This window comes from Delftia acidovorans SPH-1 (assembly GCF_000018665.1).
GTDB lineage: Bacteria > Pseudomonadota > Gammaproteobacteria > Burkholderiales > Burkholderiaceae_C > Comamonas > Comamonas acidovorans.
In genome coordinates this window covers 6309030-6323167 of sequence record NC_010002.1, presented here as the reverse complement: position 1 = coordinate 6323167, position 14138 = coordinate 6309030, and the positions used below count along the sequence as shown (strand labels likewise).

11 protein-coding genes and 1 pseudogene are annotated in these 14138 nt (G+C 66.4%); 8 read left to right on the top strand and 4 right to left on the bottom strand.

What is annotated here, in order from left to right:
• Positions 1–320 precede the first annotated feature (320 nt).
• The gene (locus DACI_RS28735) at positions 321–773 is read left to right on the top strand and encodes an OsmC family protein (RefSeq protein WP_012207481.1); all 453 of its coding nucleotides are present in this window, start codon (positions 321–323) and stop codon (positions 771–773) included.
• A gap of 108 nt (positions 774–881) precedes the next feature.
• Here the strand turns inward: DACI_RS28735 and coq7 are convergent, their stop codons facing one another.
• The gene (gene coq7, locus DACI_RS28730; RefSeq protein WP_012207480.1) at positions 882–1499 is read right to left on the bottom strand and encodes a 2-polyprenyl-3-methyl-6-methoxy-1,4-benzoquinone monooxygenase; all 618 of its coding nucleotides are present in this window, start codon (positions 1497–1499) and stop codon (positions 882–884) included.
• A 330-nt stretch (positions 1500–1829) separates the two neighbouring features.
• On the opposite strand from coq7, the gene DACI_RS28725 reads away from it, so the two are divergent.
• From DACI_RS28725 to DACI_RS28715, 3 genes and pseudogenes are all read left to right on the top strand, one after another.
• The gene (locus DACI_RS28725) at positions 1830–2885 is read left to right on the top strand and encodes a porin (RefSeq protein WP_012207479.1); all 1056 of its coding nucleotides are present in this window, start codon (positions 1830–1832) and stop codon (positions 2883–2885) included.
• 182 nt (positions 2886–3067) lie between these two features.
• Positions 3068–4216: pseudogene (locus DACI_RS28720) on the top strand (porin).
• A gap of 134 nt (positions 4217–4350) precedes the next feature.
• Positions 4351–5577, top strand: a complete 1227-nt coding sequence (locus tag DACI_RS28715; RefSeq protein WP_012207476.1) for a M20 aminoacylase family protein — start codon at positions 4351–4353, stop codon at positions 5575–5577.
• 15 nt (positions 5578–5592) lie between these two features.
• Here DACI_RS28715 and DACI_RS28710 read toward each other — a convergent pair whose 3' ends face one another.
• The gene (locus tag DACI_RS28710; protein WP_012207475.1) at positions 5593–6195 is read right to left on the bottom strand and encodes a TetR/AcrR family transcriptional regulator; all 603 of its coding nucleotides are present in this window, start codon (positions 6193–6195) and stop codon (positions 5593–5595) included.
• 206 nt (positions 6196–6401) lie between these two features.
• Here DACI_RS28710 and fabF point away from each other — a divergent pair, with 206 nt between their 5' ends.
• Positions 6402–7727 (top strand): beta-ketoacyl-ACP synthase II, encoded by a 1326-nt coding sequence (gene fabF, locus DACI_RS28705; RefSeq protein WP_050771871.1) that lies wholly within the window; start codon positions 6402–6404, stop codon positions 7725–7727.
• Between the two features lie 27 nt (positions 7728–7754).
• Here fabF and DACI_RS28700 read toward each other — a convergent pair whose 3' ends face one another.
• Entirely contained in the window at positions 7755–8600 is an 846-nt protein-coding gene (locus DACI_RS28700; RefSeq protein WP_016448717.1) for a MurR/RpiR family transcriptional regulator, read from the bottom strand.
• 208 nt (positions 8601–8808) lie between these two features.
• Between DACI_RS28700 and tal the strand changes: the two genes are divergently transcribed.
• The 3 genes from tal (at position 8809) to DACI_RS28685 (ending at position 12520) form a co-directional block, all read left to right on the top strand.
• The gene (gene tal / locus DACI_RS28695; RefSeq protein WP_012207472.1) at positions 8809–9762 is read left to right on the top strand and encodes a transaldolase; all 954 of its coding nucleotides are present in this window, start codon (positions 8809–8811) and stop codon (positions 9760–9762) included.
• A gap of 4 nt (positions 9763–9766) precedes the next feature.
• A complete protein-coding gene (pgi, locus tag DACI_RS28690; protein ID WP_012207471.1) occupies positions 9767–11389 on the top strand; it encodes a glucose-6-phosphate isomerase in 1623 nt (540 codons plus the stop codon).
• 231 nt (positions 11390–11620) lie between these two features.
• Positions 11621–12520, top strand: coding sequence for a transporter substrate-binding domain-containing protein (locus tag DACI_RS28685; RefSeq protein WP_012207470.1), 900 nt, complete (start codon positions 11621–11623; stop codon positions 12518–12520).
• On the opposite strand, the gene pdxR is transcribed toward DACI_RS28685, so the two are convergent.
• Positions 12505–14031 carry a MocR-like pyridoxine biosynthesis transcription factor PdxR gene (pdxR, locus tag DACI_RS28680; RefSeq protein WP_012207469.1) on the bottom strand — a complete coding sequence of 509 codons (1527 nt, stop codon included), beginning with the start codon at positions 14029–14031 and terminating at the stop codon, positions 12505–12507. The genes DACI_RS28685 and pdxR overlap by 16 nt on opposite strands.
• Positions 14032–14138: the final 107 nt, after the last annotated feature.

Below are 14138 nucleotides of genomic sequence, written 5' to 3'. Positions count from 1 at the left end.
TGTCAGGCGGCCATCATAGGCGCTTGTGAATCATGCTGCAGTGCAGCGTCCTGCACAGGCTGGGAGCGACGAAACCAAAAAAAAAGCCCCAGGCTGTAAAGCCGGGGGCTGAATCCACCAATAGAGGAGGTGGAGGAGACAACTGGTGCGATGCAGAGCGAAGTTGGTTCACAATCTGCAGTCCATCTGGAGGGGTGTCCGGGTTAACCCTTCAGATAACGCTTGGGTGCATTGTATGCACGACAGGTGCTGCGTTGCAACAAAATCAGGGTTTTTGTGTAGTTGATGCAAAATAGCAACAGTTTTTTGAGGACGCAACAATGGAATGCACAGTGAGTTGGACAGGCGGCACGACCGGCATGCGCTCGGGCATGGGCTTCGTGGCGGAAACGGGCAGCGGCCACGTGGTCAATATGGATGGGGCGCCGGATGCGGCCAACCCCGCCAACGGAGGGCAGAACCAGGCACCCCGCCCCATGGAGATGCTGCTGGCCGGCGCCGGTGGCTGCACGGCCTATGACGTGGTGCTGATCCTCAAGCGCGGCAGGCATGCCGTCAAAGGCTGCAGCGTCAAGCTCACCTCGGAGCGCGCAGACGCGGACCCCAAGGTGTTCACCAAGATCCACATGCAGTTCACCGTCAGCGGCACGGGCCTGCCCACGGGTGCGGTGGAACGTGCCATCGCCATGAGCCATGACAAATACTGCTCGGCCACCATCATGCTGGGCAAGACGGCCGAGATCACCACGGGATTCGACATCGTCGAGGCCTGATGTCAGCCGATGGCCGGGCTGGCACCTCGGCGCGGCCCTCGTGAAATGAAGAAAGCGGGCAAGGCCCGCTTTTTTGGGTGGAGTGCCGCTTCAGTTGTTTCTGAAGGTTCAGATGCGGTGGGCGGTTGTCGTCATCACCTTGGCTGCCAGGCGCATCAAGGCGCGGGCGGGGGGCGGCAATTGCAGGGCGCCGGCTTCGCGCGCAGCGGCGGCATGGCGTTCCTCGTCATCCTTCATGCGGGCCACCACGGCCAGCGAGGCGCGGTCTTCCTCGGGCAACAGGCCCAGATGGCTTTCCAGATGGGCGGACACCTGTTCCTCCGTCTCCACCACAAACCCCAGGCTGGCCGCGTCGCTGATCTTGGCGGCCACCACGCCAATGGCGAATGCCCCGGCGAACCACAGCGGGTTCAGCAGGCTGGGCCGGTCGCCCAGGGCGTTGAGCCGGTCGCGGGTCCATGCCAGGTGGTCGGTCTCCTCGCGCGCTGCCTCCAGCAGGTGCTCGCGCAGCACCATGTCGCGCGTCACCATGGCCTGGGCGTTGTACAGCGCCTGGGCGCAGACCTCTCCGACATGATTGACGCGCATCAAGGCGCCCGACAGGCGGCGCTGTGCCTCGGTCAGCTCTCCCTCCGCGATGCCGGCGGCCGGGGAGCGTTCGGCGGCGGAAGGCTGTGCAAACAGGGTGCGAAGCGCCGCATCGGCGGCAGTCAGTATCTTGTCCATGGGCGGTCCCTAGAGCGGAAATCTTGGCAAATTCAGGGTCTGAACGGTACACCAGGACGCCATGCCCTCTCTTTGTGCAAGCGCAACAAGGCCGGCGCGATGTTCGGGTTGGGCCTGATTGTGTTGGCTTGCAGGTTTGTTGCGGCAGTGCAACGAAAAACGGGGGGTAATGCCCGTTTGTGGGTGAATTTCTTTGCATGGGCAGCGGTGGTCTGGTGCAATAGGCCCTAACTTCCCCACCAGGAGGTTGGCGCGGGAAACCGGTGGAGCCTCAGGCCAAGCCTCTCTTCCTCACGACCGGCGCCCTTCTAAACCTTGGAGTAACTCGTAATGAAAAAATCTCTGATTGCCCTGGCAGTGCTGGCTGCTTCCGGCGCCGCAATGGCTCAATCCTCCGTGACCCTGTTCGGTATCGTGGACACCAACGTTGCCTACGTGAACAAGGACGCAGCTGGCGACAGCCGTTACGGCCTGGGCACCAGCGGCGCTTCCACGAGCCGTCTGGGCCTGCGCGGCACGGAAGACCTGGGTGGTGGTCTGAAGGCTGGCTTCTGGCTGGAAGGCGAAATCTTCGGTGACGATGGCAACGCCAGCGGCTTCAACTTCAAGCGTCGTTCCACCGTGAGCCTGTCGGGCAACTTCGGTGAAGTGCGCCTGGGCCGTGACCTAGTCCCGACCTTCCAAAAGCTGACCTCCTACGACCTGTTCAGCGCCACCGGTATCGGCCAATTCATGGGCTTCCGTAACTGGGCAGCTGGCCAAGGCGCCGACGACAACGGCATCCGCGCTAACAACCTGATCTCGTACTACACCCCCAACTTCGGCGGTTTCAACGCCGGCTTTGGCTACGCTTTCGACGAAAAGCAAACCATCGGTACTGCTGACAGCGTCGGCCGTTACATCGGCGGTTACGTTGCATACGACAACGGCCCCCTGAGCGCCAGCCTGGGCCTGGCCCAGCAAAAGACTGCCGTTGGCGGCCTGGCTACCGACCGTGACGAAATCACCCTGGGTGCTTCGTACAACTTCGGCGTTGCCAAGCTGACCGGCCTGCTGCAACAGACCAAGTTCAAGCGTGACATCGGCGGCGACATCAAGACCAACTCCTACATGCTGGGCGCTTCGGCTCCCGTCGGCGGCGTGGGCGAAGTCAAGCTGCAATACGCTCTGTACGACCAAAAGGCCATCGACTCCAAGGCTCACCAGATCACTCTGGGCTACGTCCACAACCTGTCCAAGCGCACCGCTCTGTACGGCAACCTGGCGTTCCTGAAGAACAAGGATCTGTCGACCCTGGGCCTGCAAGCTAAGGGCGTGTACGCTGGTGGCGTGCAAGCTGGCGAAAGCCAGACTGGCGTGCAAGTCGGCATTCGCCACGCTTTCTAATGAACGGCTGGCGTAAGCCAGTTGCCATTTGAAGCAAAAAAGAGCCAGTCTTCGGACTGGCTCTTTTGTTTTGTGCTAGGGAAAGACCTGTGTTGTGCTTGTGCCAACGGTGACGAGGCGGGAAAAGCGTTTCTAGAATGAAATTTCCACCAACCAATCGTTAACAAGAGAGAGACAACACAATGAATTCTTCATTCGTGAAAAAGAGCGTGGCACTGGCGGTGTTGGCAGCAACGGCACCCTTGGCAGCATTCGCCCAGCAAAGCAGCGTGCAGCTGTACGGCATCGTCGATGCCGCTGTGCGCCACACCACCAATGAAGGCCCGACCAAGAGCGGCAAGACCCAGATGATTGGCGGCGGCATGTCGCAGAGCCGCTGGGGCATCAACATCACGGAGGACCTGGGTGGCGGTCTGGCAGCGATTGCCAACCTGGAAGCCCGTTTCCTCACCGACACCGGCGAGCAGGCTGCGGCCAGCTACTTCCAGCAATCCTGGGTCGGTATTCGCAGCAGCAGCTTCGGCCAGGTCACCCTGGGCCGCCAGTACAACATGCTGTTCGACCTGGTGACCTCCACCTATGCCTCCTTCCCATATTCGCCGTACATGGAGGCCTACAAGCCTGAAATCGGCATGTCCATGGGCGCGCGCGCCAGCAACATGGTCAAGTACCTGGCCGAGTTCGGCCCCGTGCGCGGCGCCCTGCAGTATTCGTTCGACTAGAACAACACCTTCGACAAGGTCGGCACCGGCGTGAGCCCTGGTGGCGCCATCAAGACGGCCGGCGGCTATCTGCGCTACTCGCAAAGCGGCATCTCCGCAGGCGCCGGCTACCTGGGCACCACGCTGCCGGCCGGCACCAAGGTCGATGCCTATACCCTGGGCGGCTCGTACCGTGTGGGTCCCTGGTACGTCAACCTGGGCTACGGCCTGAACAAGCGCAAGGACGCATTCCCGGCGGCAACCGCAGGCGGTGGATTCGACCAGGCCATCCTCAATTCCTTCTGGACGGGCTCGTCCAACGGCGGCTTCGTGGCTGGCGACGCCAACAAGCGCCAGATGTACAAGATGGGCTTCGGCTACCAGATCACGCCCCAGATCAATGTGGGCGCGCATTACTACCATGCCAAGCAGTCGGGCTCGGGCACGGGCAATTTCAATGGCAAGGCGGACTTCCTGGTGGCGGTGGTCGACTACGCCTTCTCCAAGCGTACCGATGCCTATGTGGCCCTGGACCACACCAAGACCAGCGGCGGCTCGGGCGTGATGCTGGACGCCAATGGCGCCACCAAGCGCACGGGTTTCACCGTCGGCCTGCGCCATCGCTTCTGAGCACGCGGCATCTGCGCAACGAATGGCCTCCTTCGGGAGGCCTTTTTGTTTCCTGTCGATGGGCTGACGGTGGGCGGGTGCGATTTCCTGCGTTAAGGTAATGCGCAGGCCAACGAAGCGAAAGAACCAAGGCTATGGAAGCCACTCGATACAAGGCAGGCGGTCGGGCCTTTGCCCAGATCGCCCAGTACCACCCGGAGCTGACGGCGCTGCGCCGCGAGCTGCATGCGCATCCGGAGCTGGGATTCGAGGAGCGCTTCACGGCGGCGCGCGTCAAGGAGGCCTTGCGCCAGTGCGGTGTGGACGAGATCCATGAAGGCCTGGGCACCACGGGCCTGGTGGCCGTGATCCGCGGGCAGGGCCACAGTTCGGGCGCCATGGTGGGCCTGCGTGCCGACATGGACGCACTGCCCATGGTCGAGCACAACGAATTTCCCTGGAAGTCCGGCAAGCAGGGTCTGATGCACGGCTGCGGGCATGACGGCCATACGACCATGCTGGTGGGCGCCGCCCGCTACCTGGCCGCGACGCGGCGCTTCGATGGCTCGGCCGTGCTGGTCTTTCAGCCTGCCGAGGAAGGGCGCGGCGGCGCGCGGGCCATGATTGCCGATGGCCTTTTCGACCGCTTTCCGATGCAGGCCGTGTACGCCATGCACAACTGGCCCGCCATGCGTGCGGGCACGGTGGGCATCAACATGGGCGCGATGATGGCGGCTGCCGACCGCATCACCATCGAGATCACGGGGCGCGGCGGCCATGGTGCGCATCCCTACCAGACGGTGGACGTGGTGCTGGCGGCCGCGCACATCACCACGGCCGTGCAGAGCATCGTCTCGCGCAATGTGCGCGCCATCGACAGTGCCGTCATCAGCCTGTGCGCCGTGCAGGCCGGGGACCTGGGCGCCTTCAGCGTGATGCCGGGCACGGCAACGCTGGTGGGAACCGTGCGGACCTTCGATCCCGCCGTGCAGGACCGTGTCGAGCAGCGCCTGCAGGAGTTGTGCAGCGCGGTGGCGCTGGGGCTGGGTGCCACGGCCAAGGTCAACTACGAGCGCATCTATCCCGCCACCATCAACTCCCCCACGGAGGCCGCCTTTGCTGCCGATGTGGCCCAGTCGCTGGTGGGGGTGGAGAACCTGGACCGGCAGCTGGAGCCCAGCATGGGGGCCGAGGACTTTTCGTTCATGCTGCAGCACAAGCCCGGTGCCTACCTGCGCCTGGGGCAATCCACGGGCGCCCAGCCCGGGGTGCCGCTGCACAGCAGCCGGTATGACTTCAACGACGAAGTGCTGCCGCTGGGCGCTGCCCTGCACGCCAGCCTGATCGAGCAGGCCATGCCGCTGCATTCGCAGGACGTATAGCGCAGGCGGAGCGGGTCAACGGGCCTGGCTCTCGGGCGCAAGAAGGTGGGCCTGCACCGTTTTCAGAATCTCGTCGGACAAGGCTGGATTGGCCGCGACCGTGGCGCGTGCCAGGACCAGGGCGCCCACCATGCTGCTGAGCATGGCCATGGCCTGGGCGCGCTGTGTGGCATCGGGTGCCTGATCGTCGCCAAGTGTGCCTATCACGCGCGCAAATCTGCCGATGTTGCGTTCCACCCCTTCGGCGAACACCGCTGAAAGATCGCCGCCTGCCCGGGCCACGTCCACGGCCAGCGCCGCAGCGGGGCAGCCCTCGCCGGGGCTGTCGCGGTGCTGTGGCGACAGATAGGACTGCACGCGCGCGGCAAGACTGCCGGCCTGTTCACCCTGCAGGCCGTCCAGCGGCGCGATGGACCAGTCGAAGGCGCGTGCGCAGGCCTCGCGCACCAGCGCGTCCTTGGATTCGAAGTGGCGATAGAGCCCGCCGTGCGTGAGCCCCGCGCCGCGCGTCACCTCGGCCACGCCGACGCCGTCCAGCCCGTGCTCGCGGTACAGCCGCGCGGCGGCTTCGAGGATGTCCTGCCGGTTCTGCGCGGCCTGGGCTTTCGTGACTTTCATGTGCGCTGTCCAATGATTGTGGTCGTTATCAAAACACGTTTATGATGACGGCTATCATCATAAATCAGCCCCTGCCATGGCCTGTGCGCCATGTTCTGCAGGGGCTGTGCACTCTACAGGGAAGAACCGATGAATGCCTGTTCACTTCTGCGCAGCCTGCTGCCTGGGCCCGCTCCGACCTCCGCACGGTGTGCCAGGAGCGGCTCATGAATACGGCCCATACGGCGCATACGTCCCAGACGTCCCATACGGCTGCCCCCCTGCCTCGCCGCGTGGTCATCACGGGCATGGGCATGATCTCGCCGCTGGGGCGCGGCACTGAATTGGCCTGGCGCCGGCTGCTGTCCGGCGCATCGGGCCTGAGCCGGCTGCCCGAGGATCTGGCGCCCGATGTGCCGGGCCAGGTGGCAGGCCAGGTGCCCGACCTGGCCCGGGACCCGGAAGGCGGCTGGGACATCGATGCCGTGGTCTCTCCCAAGGACCAGCGCAAGATGGACCGCTTCATTCCGCTGGCGCTGGACGCTTCGGACCAGGCCCTGGCCCAGGCCGGCTGGCAGCCTGCCAGCGAGCAGGAGCGCACGCGCACGGCCTGCATCATTGCCTCGGGCATCGGGGGCTTTGGCGCCATTGCCCAGGCCGTGCGCACCACGGACAGCCGGGGGGTGTCGCGCCTGTCGCCATTCACCGTGCCGTCTTTCCTGGTCAATCTCGCGGCTGGGCATGTGTCGATACGCCATGGGCTCAAGGGCCCGCTGGGCGCCCCCGTCACGGCCTGCGCGGCCAGCGTTCAGGCGGTGGGCGACGGCCTGCGCATGATCCGTTCGGGCGAGGCCGATGTGGCGCTGTGCGGCGGCGCCGAGGCTGCCATCGACCGCGTGAGCCTGGGCGCATTCGCGGCGGCCAAGGCCCTTTCCACGGGATACAACGACCGCCCCGAAGAGGCCTCGCGCCCCTTCGACACAGGCCGCGACGGCTTTGTCATGGGCGAGGGCGCGGGCGCCCTGGTGCTGGAGGGGCTGGACCACGCCCTGGCGCGCGGCGCCGTGCCGCTGGCCGAAGTGGTGGGCTACGGCACCAGCGCCGATGCCTATCACATCACCTCGGGGCCGGAAGATGGCGACGGCGCGCGCCGCAGCATGGCACAGGCGCTGGCCATGGCCGGGCTGTCGCCGGATCAGCTGCAGTACCTCAATGCCCACGCCACCTCCACGCCCGTGGGCGACCGGGGCGAGCTGGCGGCCATGCGCTCCCTGTTTGGCGAGGGCAGCGGCGTGGCGATCAGCTCCACCAAGTCGGCCACGGGTCATCTGCTGGGCGCGGCGGGCGCGGTGGCGGCCATCTTCACGGTGCTGGCGCTGCGCGACCAGATGGCGCCGGCCACGCGCAATCTCGTGGAGCCCGATCCCCTGGCCCAGGGGCTGGATCTGATCGCCGGCGCGGCAAGGCCCTGGGCCATGGAGCATGCCCTGGTCAACGGTTTCGGCTTTGGTGGCGTCAACGCCTCGCTGGTGCTCAGGCGCTGGCAGGGCTGAGCGAGGAGGATGGGCCTGGGGCCGGTGCTACGTGTAGCGCTTGGCCCGCAGGTTGTTCTTCATCTGCTCCAGCGCAGGCTGCAGGGCCGGGCCGATGCGCAGCGCCACGCAGGTGGCCAGCACGTCGATGACCAGCAGGTGCAGCAGGCGCGACACCATGGGGCTGTAGCGGTCGTAGCCCTCGGGATGGTCGGCGGCCAGATGGATGTGGCAGGCCGAGGCCAGGGGCGAGCCGCTGGCGGTGATGGCAATCGTGGTGGCGCCGTTCTTGCGCGCGATGTCGGCGGCGTCCATCAGGTCGCGCGTGCGGCCCGAGTTGGAGATGATCACCGCGCAGTCGCCGGGTCCCAGCAGGGTGGCGCTCATCACCTGCATGTGGCCGTCGCTGGTGGCCAGGCTGGTCACGCCCAGGCGAAAGAACTTGTGCTGTGCATCCTGCGCCACGATGCCCGAATTGCCTGCGCCGTAGAACTCGATGCGCCGGCCCGTCTGCCAGGTCGAGGCGATGGCCTGCGCCGCCTGCTCTATGGCCGTGGTGCTGGCGGCATTGCGGTATTGCAGGAAGGCAGCCACGGCGTTGTCTACCACCTTGACCATCACGTCGCTGGTCTTGTCGTCGGTGTCCACGCTGCGGTGGATGAAGGGCACGCCCTCGCTGACGCTGCCGGCCAGCTTGAGCTTGAAATCGGCCAGGCCGTCGTAGCCCATGCTGCGGCAAAAGCGCACCACCGTCGGCTTGCTGACATGGGCGCGCTCGGCCAGTTCGCGCACCGGCTGCCGTGCGAAGGCCCGTGGATCGGCCAGCACCAGGCGGGCCACGCGTTGTTCGGCGGGAGCAAGCGAGGGCAGCGAGGCGGTGATGCGGTCCAGCATTAGGCGGTGGGCGTTGTTCTGTGGGTAAAGGGAAGCGGTTGCCGCAAGGCAGGTCCAGCGCGCATTTTGCATGAGCGGCAGCCTTCGCTTACTTTCCTGACGCCAATGCAAACCATGCGGGCGCATACACTCGGAGGATTTGCCGGTACAACCGCACCGCCCTGGTGCGATGCCGCCCCTCGCCAGGCTCCCGCCCAAAGGATGTTCCATGAACCAGCTTGATGCGCTTCGACAGTACACGACCGTGGTGGCCGATACCGGCGACTTCCACCAGCTGGCCCAGTTCCAGCCACGGGATGCGACCACCAATCCCTCGCTCATCCTCAAGGCGGTGCAAAAGCCCGAGTACGCACCGCTGATGCGTGCCACCGTGGCCCAGTACAAGGGCCGCAGCCTCGACGAGGTCATGGACCGCATGCTGGTGCGCTTCGGCTGCGAGATCCTGAACACCATTCCGGGCCGCGTCTCCACCGAAGTCGATGCGCGCCTGTCCTTCAATACCTCGGCCACCGTGGCGCGTGCCGAGCGCCTGATCGAGCTGTACCAGGCCGAAGGCGTGCACATCGACCGCGTGCTCATCAAGATCGCCTCCACCTGGGAAGGCATCGAGGCGGCGCGCCAGCTGGAGCTGCGCGGCATCCACACCAACCTCACGCTGCTGTTCTCGTTCTGCCAGGCCGTGGCCTGCGGCCAGGCCAAGGTGCAGCTGATCTCGCCCTTCGTGGGCCGCATCTACGACTGGTACAAGAAGCAGGCCGGCGCCCAGTGGGACGAGGCCGCCATGGCCGGCGCCAACGACCCCGGCGTGCGTTCCGTGCGCGCCATCTACGAGCACTACAAGCACTTCGGCATCGCCACCGAGGTCATGGGCGCGAGCTTTCGCAACACGGGCCAGATCGTGGCGCTGGCCGGCTGTGACCTGCTGACCATTGCCCCCGAACTGCTGGCCCAGCTGGGCGCCAGCGATGCGCCCCTGTCGCGCGCCCTGGACCCCGAGGCGGCGCGGACCCTGGAGCTCGATCCCGTGCACTACGACGAGGCCGGGTTCCGCCTGGCCCTCAACGAAGACGCCATGGGCACCGAAAAGCTGGCCGAAGGCATTCGCGCCTTTGCTGCCGACACGCGCAAGCTCGAAGCATTGATGCAGCAGGCCGCAGACTGATTGGATGAAGACCTTGCCCGTTCTGTGCAATACCTTGCCGGCATGGCCGGCACTTGAAAGCCATTTCCACGAAGACATCCAGACCCTGGATCTGCGCCAGGCCTTTGCCGCGGACGCGGGCCGGCTGGACGCGCTGAGCCAGCAGGCGCCCCATGTCTTTGCCGACCTGTCCAAGAACCTCTGGACCGAGCGCACCGAAGAGCTGCTGCGCGAGCTGGCGCAGCAGACCGGCGTGCTGGCCCAGCGCGACGCCATGCTGGCCGGCGAGCCCGTCAACTGTACCGAAGGCCGTGCCGTCATGCACTGGCTGCTGCGCATGCCGCGCGACGGCGGCCAGCTGCGCCACTGCGCCACCGTGCAGCAGTGGCAGCCGGCCATGCACGAGGCGCTGGGCCAGGTGCACGAGACGCTGGACGCCATGCTGGCCCTGGCCGAGCAGGTGCGTGGCGACGAGGGCATCACCGACATCGTGAACATCGGCATCGGAGGCTCGCACCTGGGCCCCGAAGTGGTGGTCAATGCGCTGGAGGACTGGGTCGATGCGGGCAAGAATTTCCATTTCGTCTCCAACGTCGATGGCCATGAGCTCGGCCATGTGCTGCGCCGCGTGCGCCCGCACAGCACGCTGTTCCTGATCGCCTCCAAATCCTTCACAACGGCCGAGACCATGCTCAACGCGCACTCGGCGCGCCGGTGGTTCCTGGAGCAGGGCGGCAGCGAGGATCCGCAGGCCGCATGCTCCATCGACCGGCACTTCGTGGCGCTCACCACCAATGTGCAGGCCGCAGCCGACTTCGGCATCCGCCGCACGCTGGGTTTCTGGGACTGGGTGGGCGGCCGTTTTTCGCTGTGGTCGGCCATCGGCCTGCCGGTGGCCATTGCCATCGGCGCGGCGCAGTTTCGCGCGCTGCTGGATGGCGCCCATGCCATGGATGCGCATTTCTTTTCCTCCGGCGTGGAGGGCAACCTGCCGCTGCGCCTGGGCCTGCTGGATGTCTGGTACCGCGATTTCTGCGGCTTCTCCAGCCGCTGCATTGCCCCCTACAGCCATGGCCTGCGGCGGCTGACCGCCTACCTGCAGCAGCTGGAGATGGAGAGCAACGGCAAGGGCGTGACGCGCGACGGGCAGACACTGCCCGTGCGCACGGCGCCCGTGATCTGGGGCGAGCCCGGCACCAATGGCCAGCATGCCTTCTTCCAGATGCTGCACCAGGGCCAGGACGTGATTCCCGTGGAGTTCATCGCGCTGCGCGACGGCGGCAAATACCTGGGCGCCCACCACCAGAGCCTGGTCGTCAACGCCATTGCCCAGGCCCAGGCCCTGATGGAGGGGCGCCACGGAGAAGAAGGGGCAGAGCGCCATTGCGCGGGCAACCGGCCCAGCAGCTTCCTGCTGCTGCAGCAGCTGGACCCGGCATCGCTGGGCGCACTGATCGCGTTGTACGAGCACCGTGTCTTCTCGGCCGGTGCGGTCTGGGGCATCAACAGCTTCGACCAGTGGGGCGTGGAGCTGGGCAAGCACCTGGCGCGCCAGCTGCATGCGCGCCAGGACAGCGGCGACTGGCAGGGCGTCGATGCCTCGACGCAGGGCCTCATGCACCGGCTTGCGGCAGGGTCGGCCGGCTGACCGGGCGCGGCGGGCCTGTGGCTCCCGCGGCGCACCAGCAGGGTGCCGGGTCATGTGGGTGGAGCATGACCTTCTTCCATTTCATCGTTATGCACAGGCGCCTGATTGCTCGATAGTTGATGCAATCGCCTTGACGGCGGCCCTGCCTGGAGGCAGCCGGTGACGGCGGCACGGCAGGGTGGAGGCGCAGCGCGCCTTCGGACCTGCAACAACTATCCAAGGAGACCCTCGATGCGATTCGTACTGGCCCATGTGGCGATGGCATGTGTGGTGGCGGCAACTGGCGCTGCCCATGCACAGGAGGCGGCCGGCACGCTGGACAAGATCCAGAGCACAGGCAAGGTGGTGATGGGCGTGCGCGAAAGCTCGGCGCCCATGGCCTATGCCTTCGGCACCACGCAGAAGTACGTGGGCTACCACGTGGAGCTGTGCGAGAAGGTGCTGGCGCAGATCGTGCCCAAGGCCAAGATCGAGTACATGGCCCTGACCTCGCAGAACACCATGCCCCTGGTGCAGAACGGCACCGTGGACATCGGCTGCGGCCCGACCACGAACAATCTCGCGCGCCAAAAGCAGGTGGCCTTTGCCGTGACCACCTACGTGAGCCAGGTGCGCATGGCCGTGCGCGCCGACTCGGGCATCACCTCCTTCAAGCAGCTCGACGGCAAGCCCGTGGCGGCCTCGGCCGGCACGACCGCCGTGCAGCTGCTGCGCAAGTACGGGCGCGACAATGGCGTGAACCTGCCCACCTCGCTGGGCAAGGACCATTTCGAGAGCTTTCTGATGCTCGAATCGGGCCGTGCCGATGCCTTCGTGCTGGACGACAACCTGCTGGCCGGCGTCATCGCCAACTCCAAGAACCCGGCAGGCTTCAAGATCGTGGGCGAGGTGCTGGGCTCCGAGCCCATCGCCATCCTGTTCCGCCGCGATGACCCCGCCTTCAAGAAGGCCGTGGACGACGTGCTGGTGGGCATGATGGCCTCGGGCGAAGTGGCGAAGATCTACGACAAGTGGTTCGTGCAGCCCATTCCGCCCAAGAATGCCCCGCTGAACCTGCCCATGAGCGACCTGCTCAAGCAGCTGCTGCAAAAGCCCAACGACAAGCCGCTGGAATCCTACGCGCAGCAGTGATTGCGGGCTGAGTCCAGCTCCATCACCGCCCGTGCCAGCGCCTGGATGCCGGCATCGATCTGATCGAGGGCAATGGAGGACAGGCGCAGCCGGAAAAAGGGGCAGGGCTGGCGCGGCGTCGCAAAGAACGCGCTGCCTGCCTCGATCAGCACGCCGTGGCGGCGCGCCACGGCGGCCAGCGCATCGGCGTCCAGCCACGCCGGTGCCTGCACCCACAGCGATGCGCCGCCCTGGGGCTGGCGGAAGATGAAATCCGGCAGGTGCGCGCGCAGCGAGCGGTCCACCTGCGCCACGCGCTCCAGCATGGCCTGGTTCACGCGGCGCGCATGGGCCTCATGGTGGCCCAGCGACAGGAACAGCGCATAGGCGTGCTGCAGAAAGGCGCTGGGGTGGCGCACCATGGCATGGCGCAGCACGCGCAACTCGTCGATCAGCGCGCGCGGCGCAACGATGTAGCCCAGCCGCAGCGCGGGCGACAGGCTCTTGGACAGCGACCCCACATAGATCACACGCCCGCCCTTGTCCAGGCTCTTGAGCGCGGGCATGGGCGTGCCCTGGTAGAGGTTCTCGGCCTCGTAGTCGTCCTCGATGATCACGAAATCGCCCTGCTCGGCGCGGCGCAGCAGTTGCTCGCGCCGCTGCAGGCTCAGCGTCACGGTGGTGGGGCTCTGGTGCGAGGGCGTGACGAACAGGTAGTCCAGCGGCGGCAGGCCATCGACCACCACGCCTTCTCCATCCACGGCCACTGGCACCCAATGCGGGCGGCGCAGCGAAAAAGTGTTGCGCGCATGCGGGTGGCCGGGCTCCTCGAAGCCCAGCCGCTGCGAGGGGGCCAGCAGCGCGTCGGCCAGCAGGTAGAAGGCCTGCTGCGCGCCCACGGTGACCAGGATCTCTTCCTTGAGCGCGAACACCCCGCGCCTGGGCAGCAGGCGCAGGCGGATCTGCTCGATCAGGTCGGGAACATCGTCGGTCTCGAAGTCCGGCGTCCAGTGCGGCAGCTGGGCGCGCGCCAGGCTGCGCGTGCAGCATTCCCGGAAGCCTTCGGTGGGAAACAGCGCGGGATCGTGCATGCCGTAGACGAAGGGGTAGGGGTACTCGCGCCACTGCAGCGGCTTGGACAGCGTGTGCCTGTCCGTCAGCGAGCGCAGCACGCGTGCAGACCAGTCCGGTGCGGGCTCCCCGGGACTTGTCGCAGGCAGGGCCAGGGCGCCGTCCACACCAGCCAGGCGCGAATCCCGGGCCACGAACACGCCGCTGCGCGGGCGGGCTTCCAGAAAGCCTTCATCCACCAGCTGCTCGTAGACCGTGGTCACGGTATTGCGCGACACCTCCAGCAGGCGCGACAGCTCGCGCGAGGGTGGCATGGCCGCGCCGGGCGGCAGGCGGCCTTCGAGGATGGGCTGGACCAGGGCCAGGCGCAGGCGGTCCTTCAGGGGAAGGCCGGGCTGCTCGGGCAGCGCGAACAGGCGGGCCCACTGGTGGCGTGGGTCTGTGGCGGAAGGGGTGCTCATGGCGCAACGGAGGCAATCGGGGGGCGTTCTTGGCGCGGCCGGGCAGAGGGCGCGCGGTCGGCGCCATGTTGCGGTGCGGGTGCGGGCAAGTAAAGGTTTGGGCCGGC

Coding starts and splice junctions, on each gene's coding strand:
- DACI_RS28700 (WP_016448717.1), bottom strand. CDS start 8,600: ATGCTGGACCGCATCACCGCCTCGCTGCCCTCGCTTGCTCCCGCCGAA.
- pdxR (WP_012207469.1), bottom strand. CDS start 14,031: ATGAGCACCCCTTCCGCCACAGACCCACGCCACCAGTGGGCCCGCCTG.
- DACI_RS28735 (WP_012207481.1), top strand. CDS start 321: ATGGAATGCACAGTGAGTTGGACAGGCGGCACGACCGGCATGCGCTCG.
- DACI_RS28685 (WP_012207470.1), top strand. CDS start 11,621: ATGCGATTCGTACTGGCCCATGTGGCGATGGCATGTGTGGTGGCGGCA.
- fabF (WP_050771871.1), top strand. CDS start 6,402: ATGAATACGGCCCATACGGCGCATACGTCCCAGACGTCCCATACGGCT.
- tal (WP_012207472.1), top strand. CDS start 8,809: ATGAACCAGCTTGATGCGCTTCGACAGTACACGACCGTGGTGGCCGAT.
- coq7 (WP_012207480.1), bottom strand. CDS start 1,499: ATGGACAAGATACTGACTGCCGCCGATGCGGCGCTTCGCACCCTGTTT.
- DACI_RS28715 (WP_012207476.1), top strand. CDS start 4,351: ATGGAAGCCACTCGATACAAGGCAGGCGGTCGGGCCTTTGCCCAGATC.
- DACI_RS28710 (WP_012207475.1), bottom strand. CDS start 6,195: ATGAAAGTCACGAAAGCCCAGGCCGCGCAGAACCGGCAGGACATCCTC.
- pgi (WP_012207471.1), top strand. CDS start 9,767: ATGAAGACCTTGCCCGTTCTGTGCAATACCTTGCCGGCATGGCCGGCA.
- DACI_RS28725 (WP_012207479.1), top strand. CDS start 1,830: ATGAAAAAATCTCTGATTGCCCTGGCAGTGCTGGCTGCTTCCGGCGCC.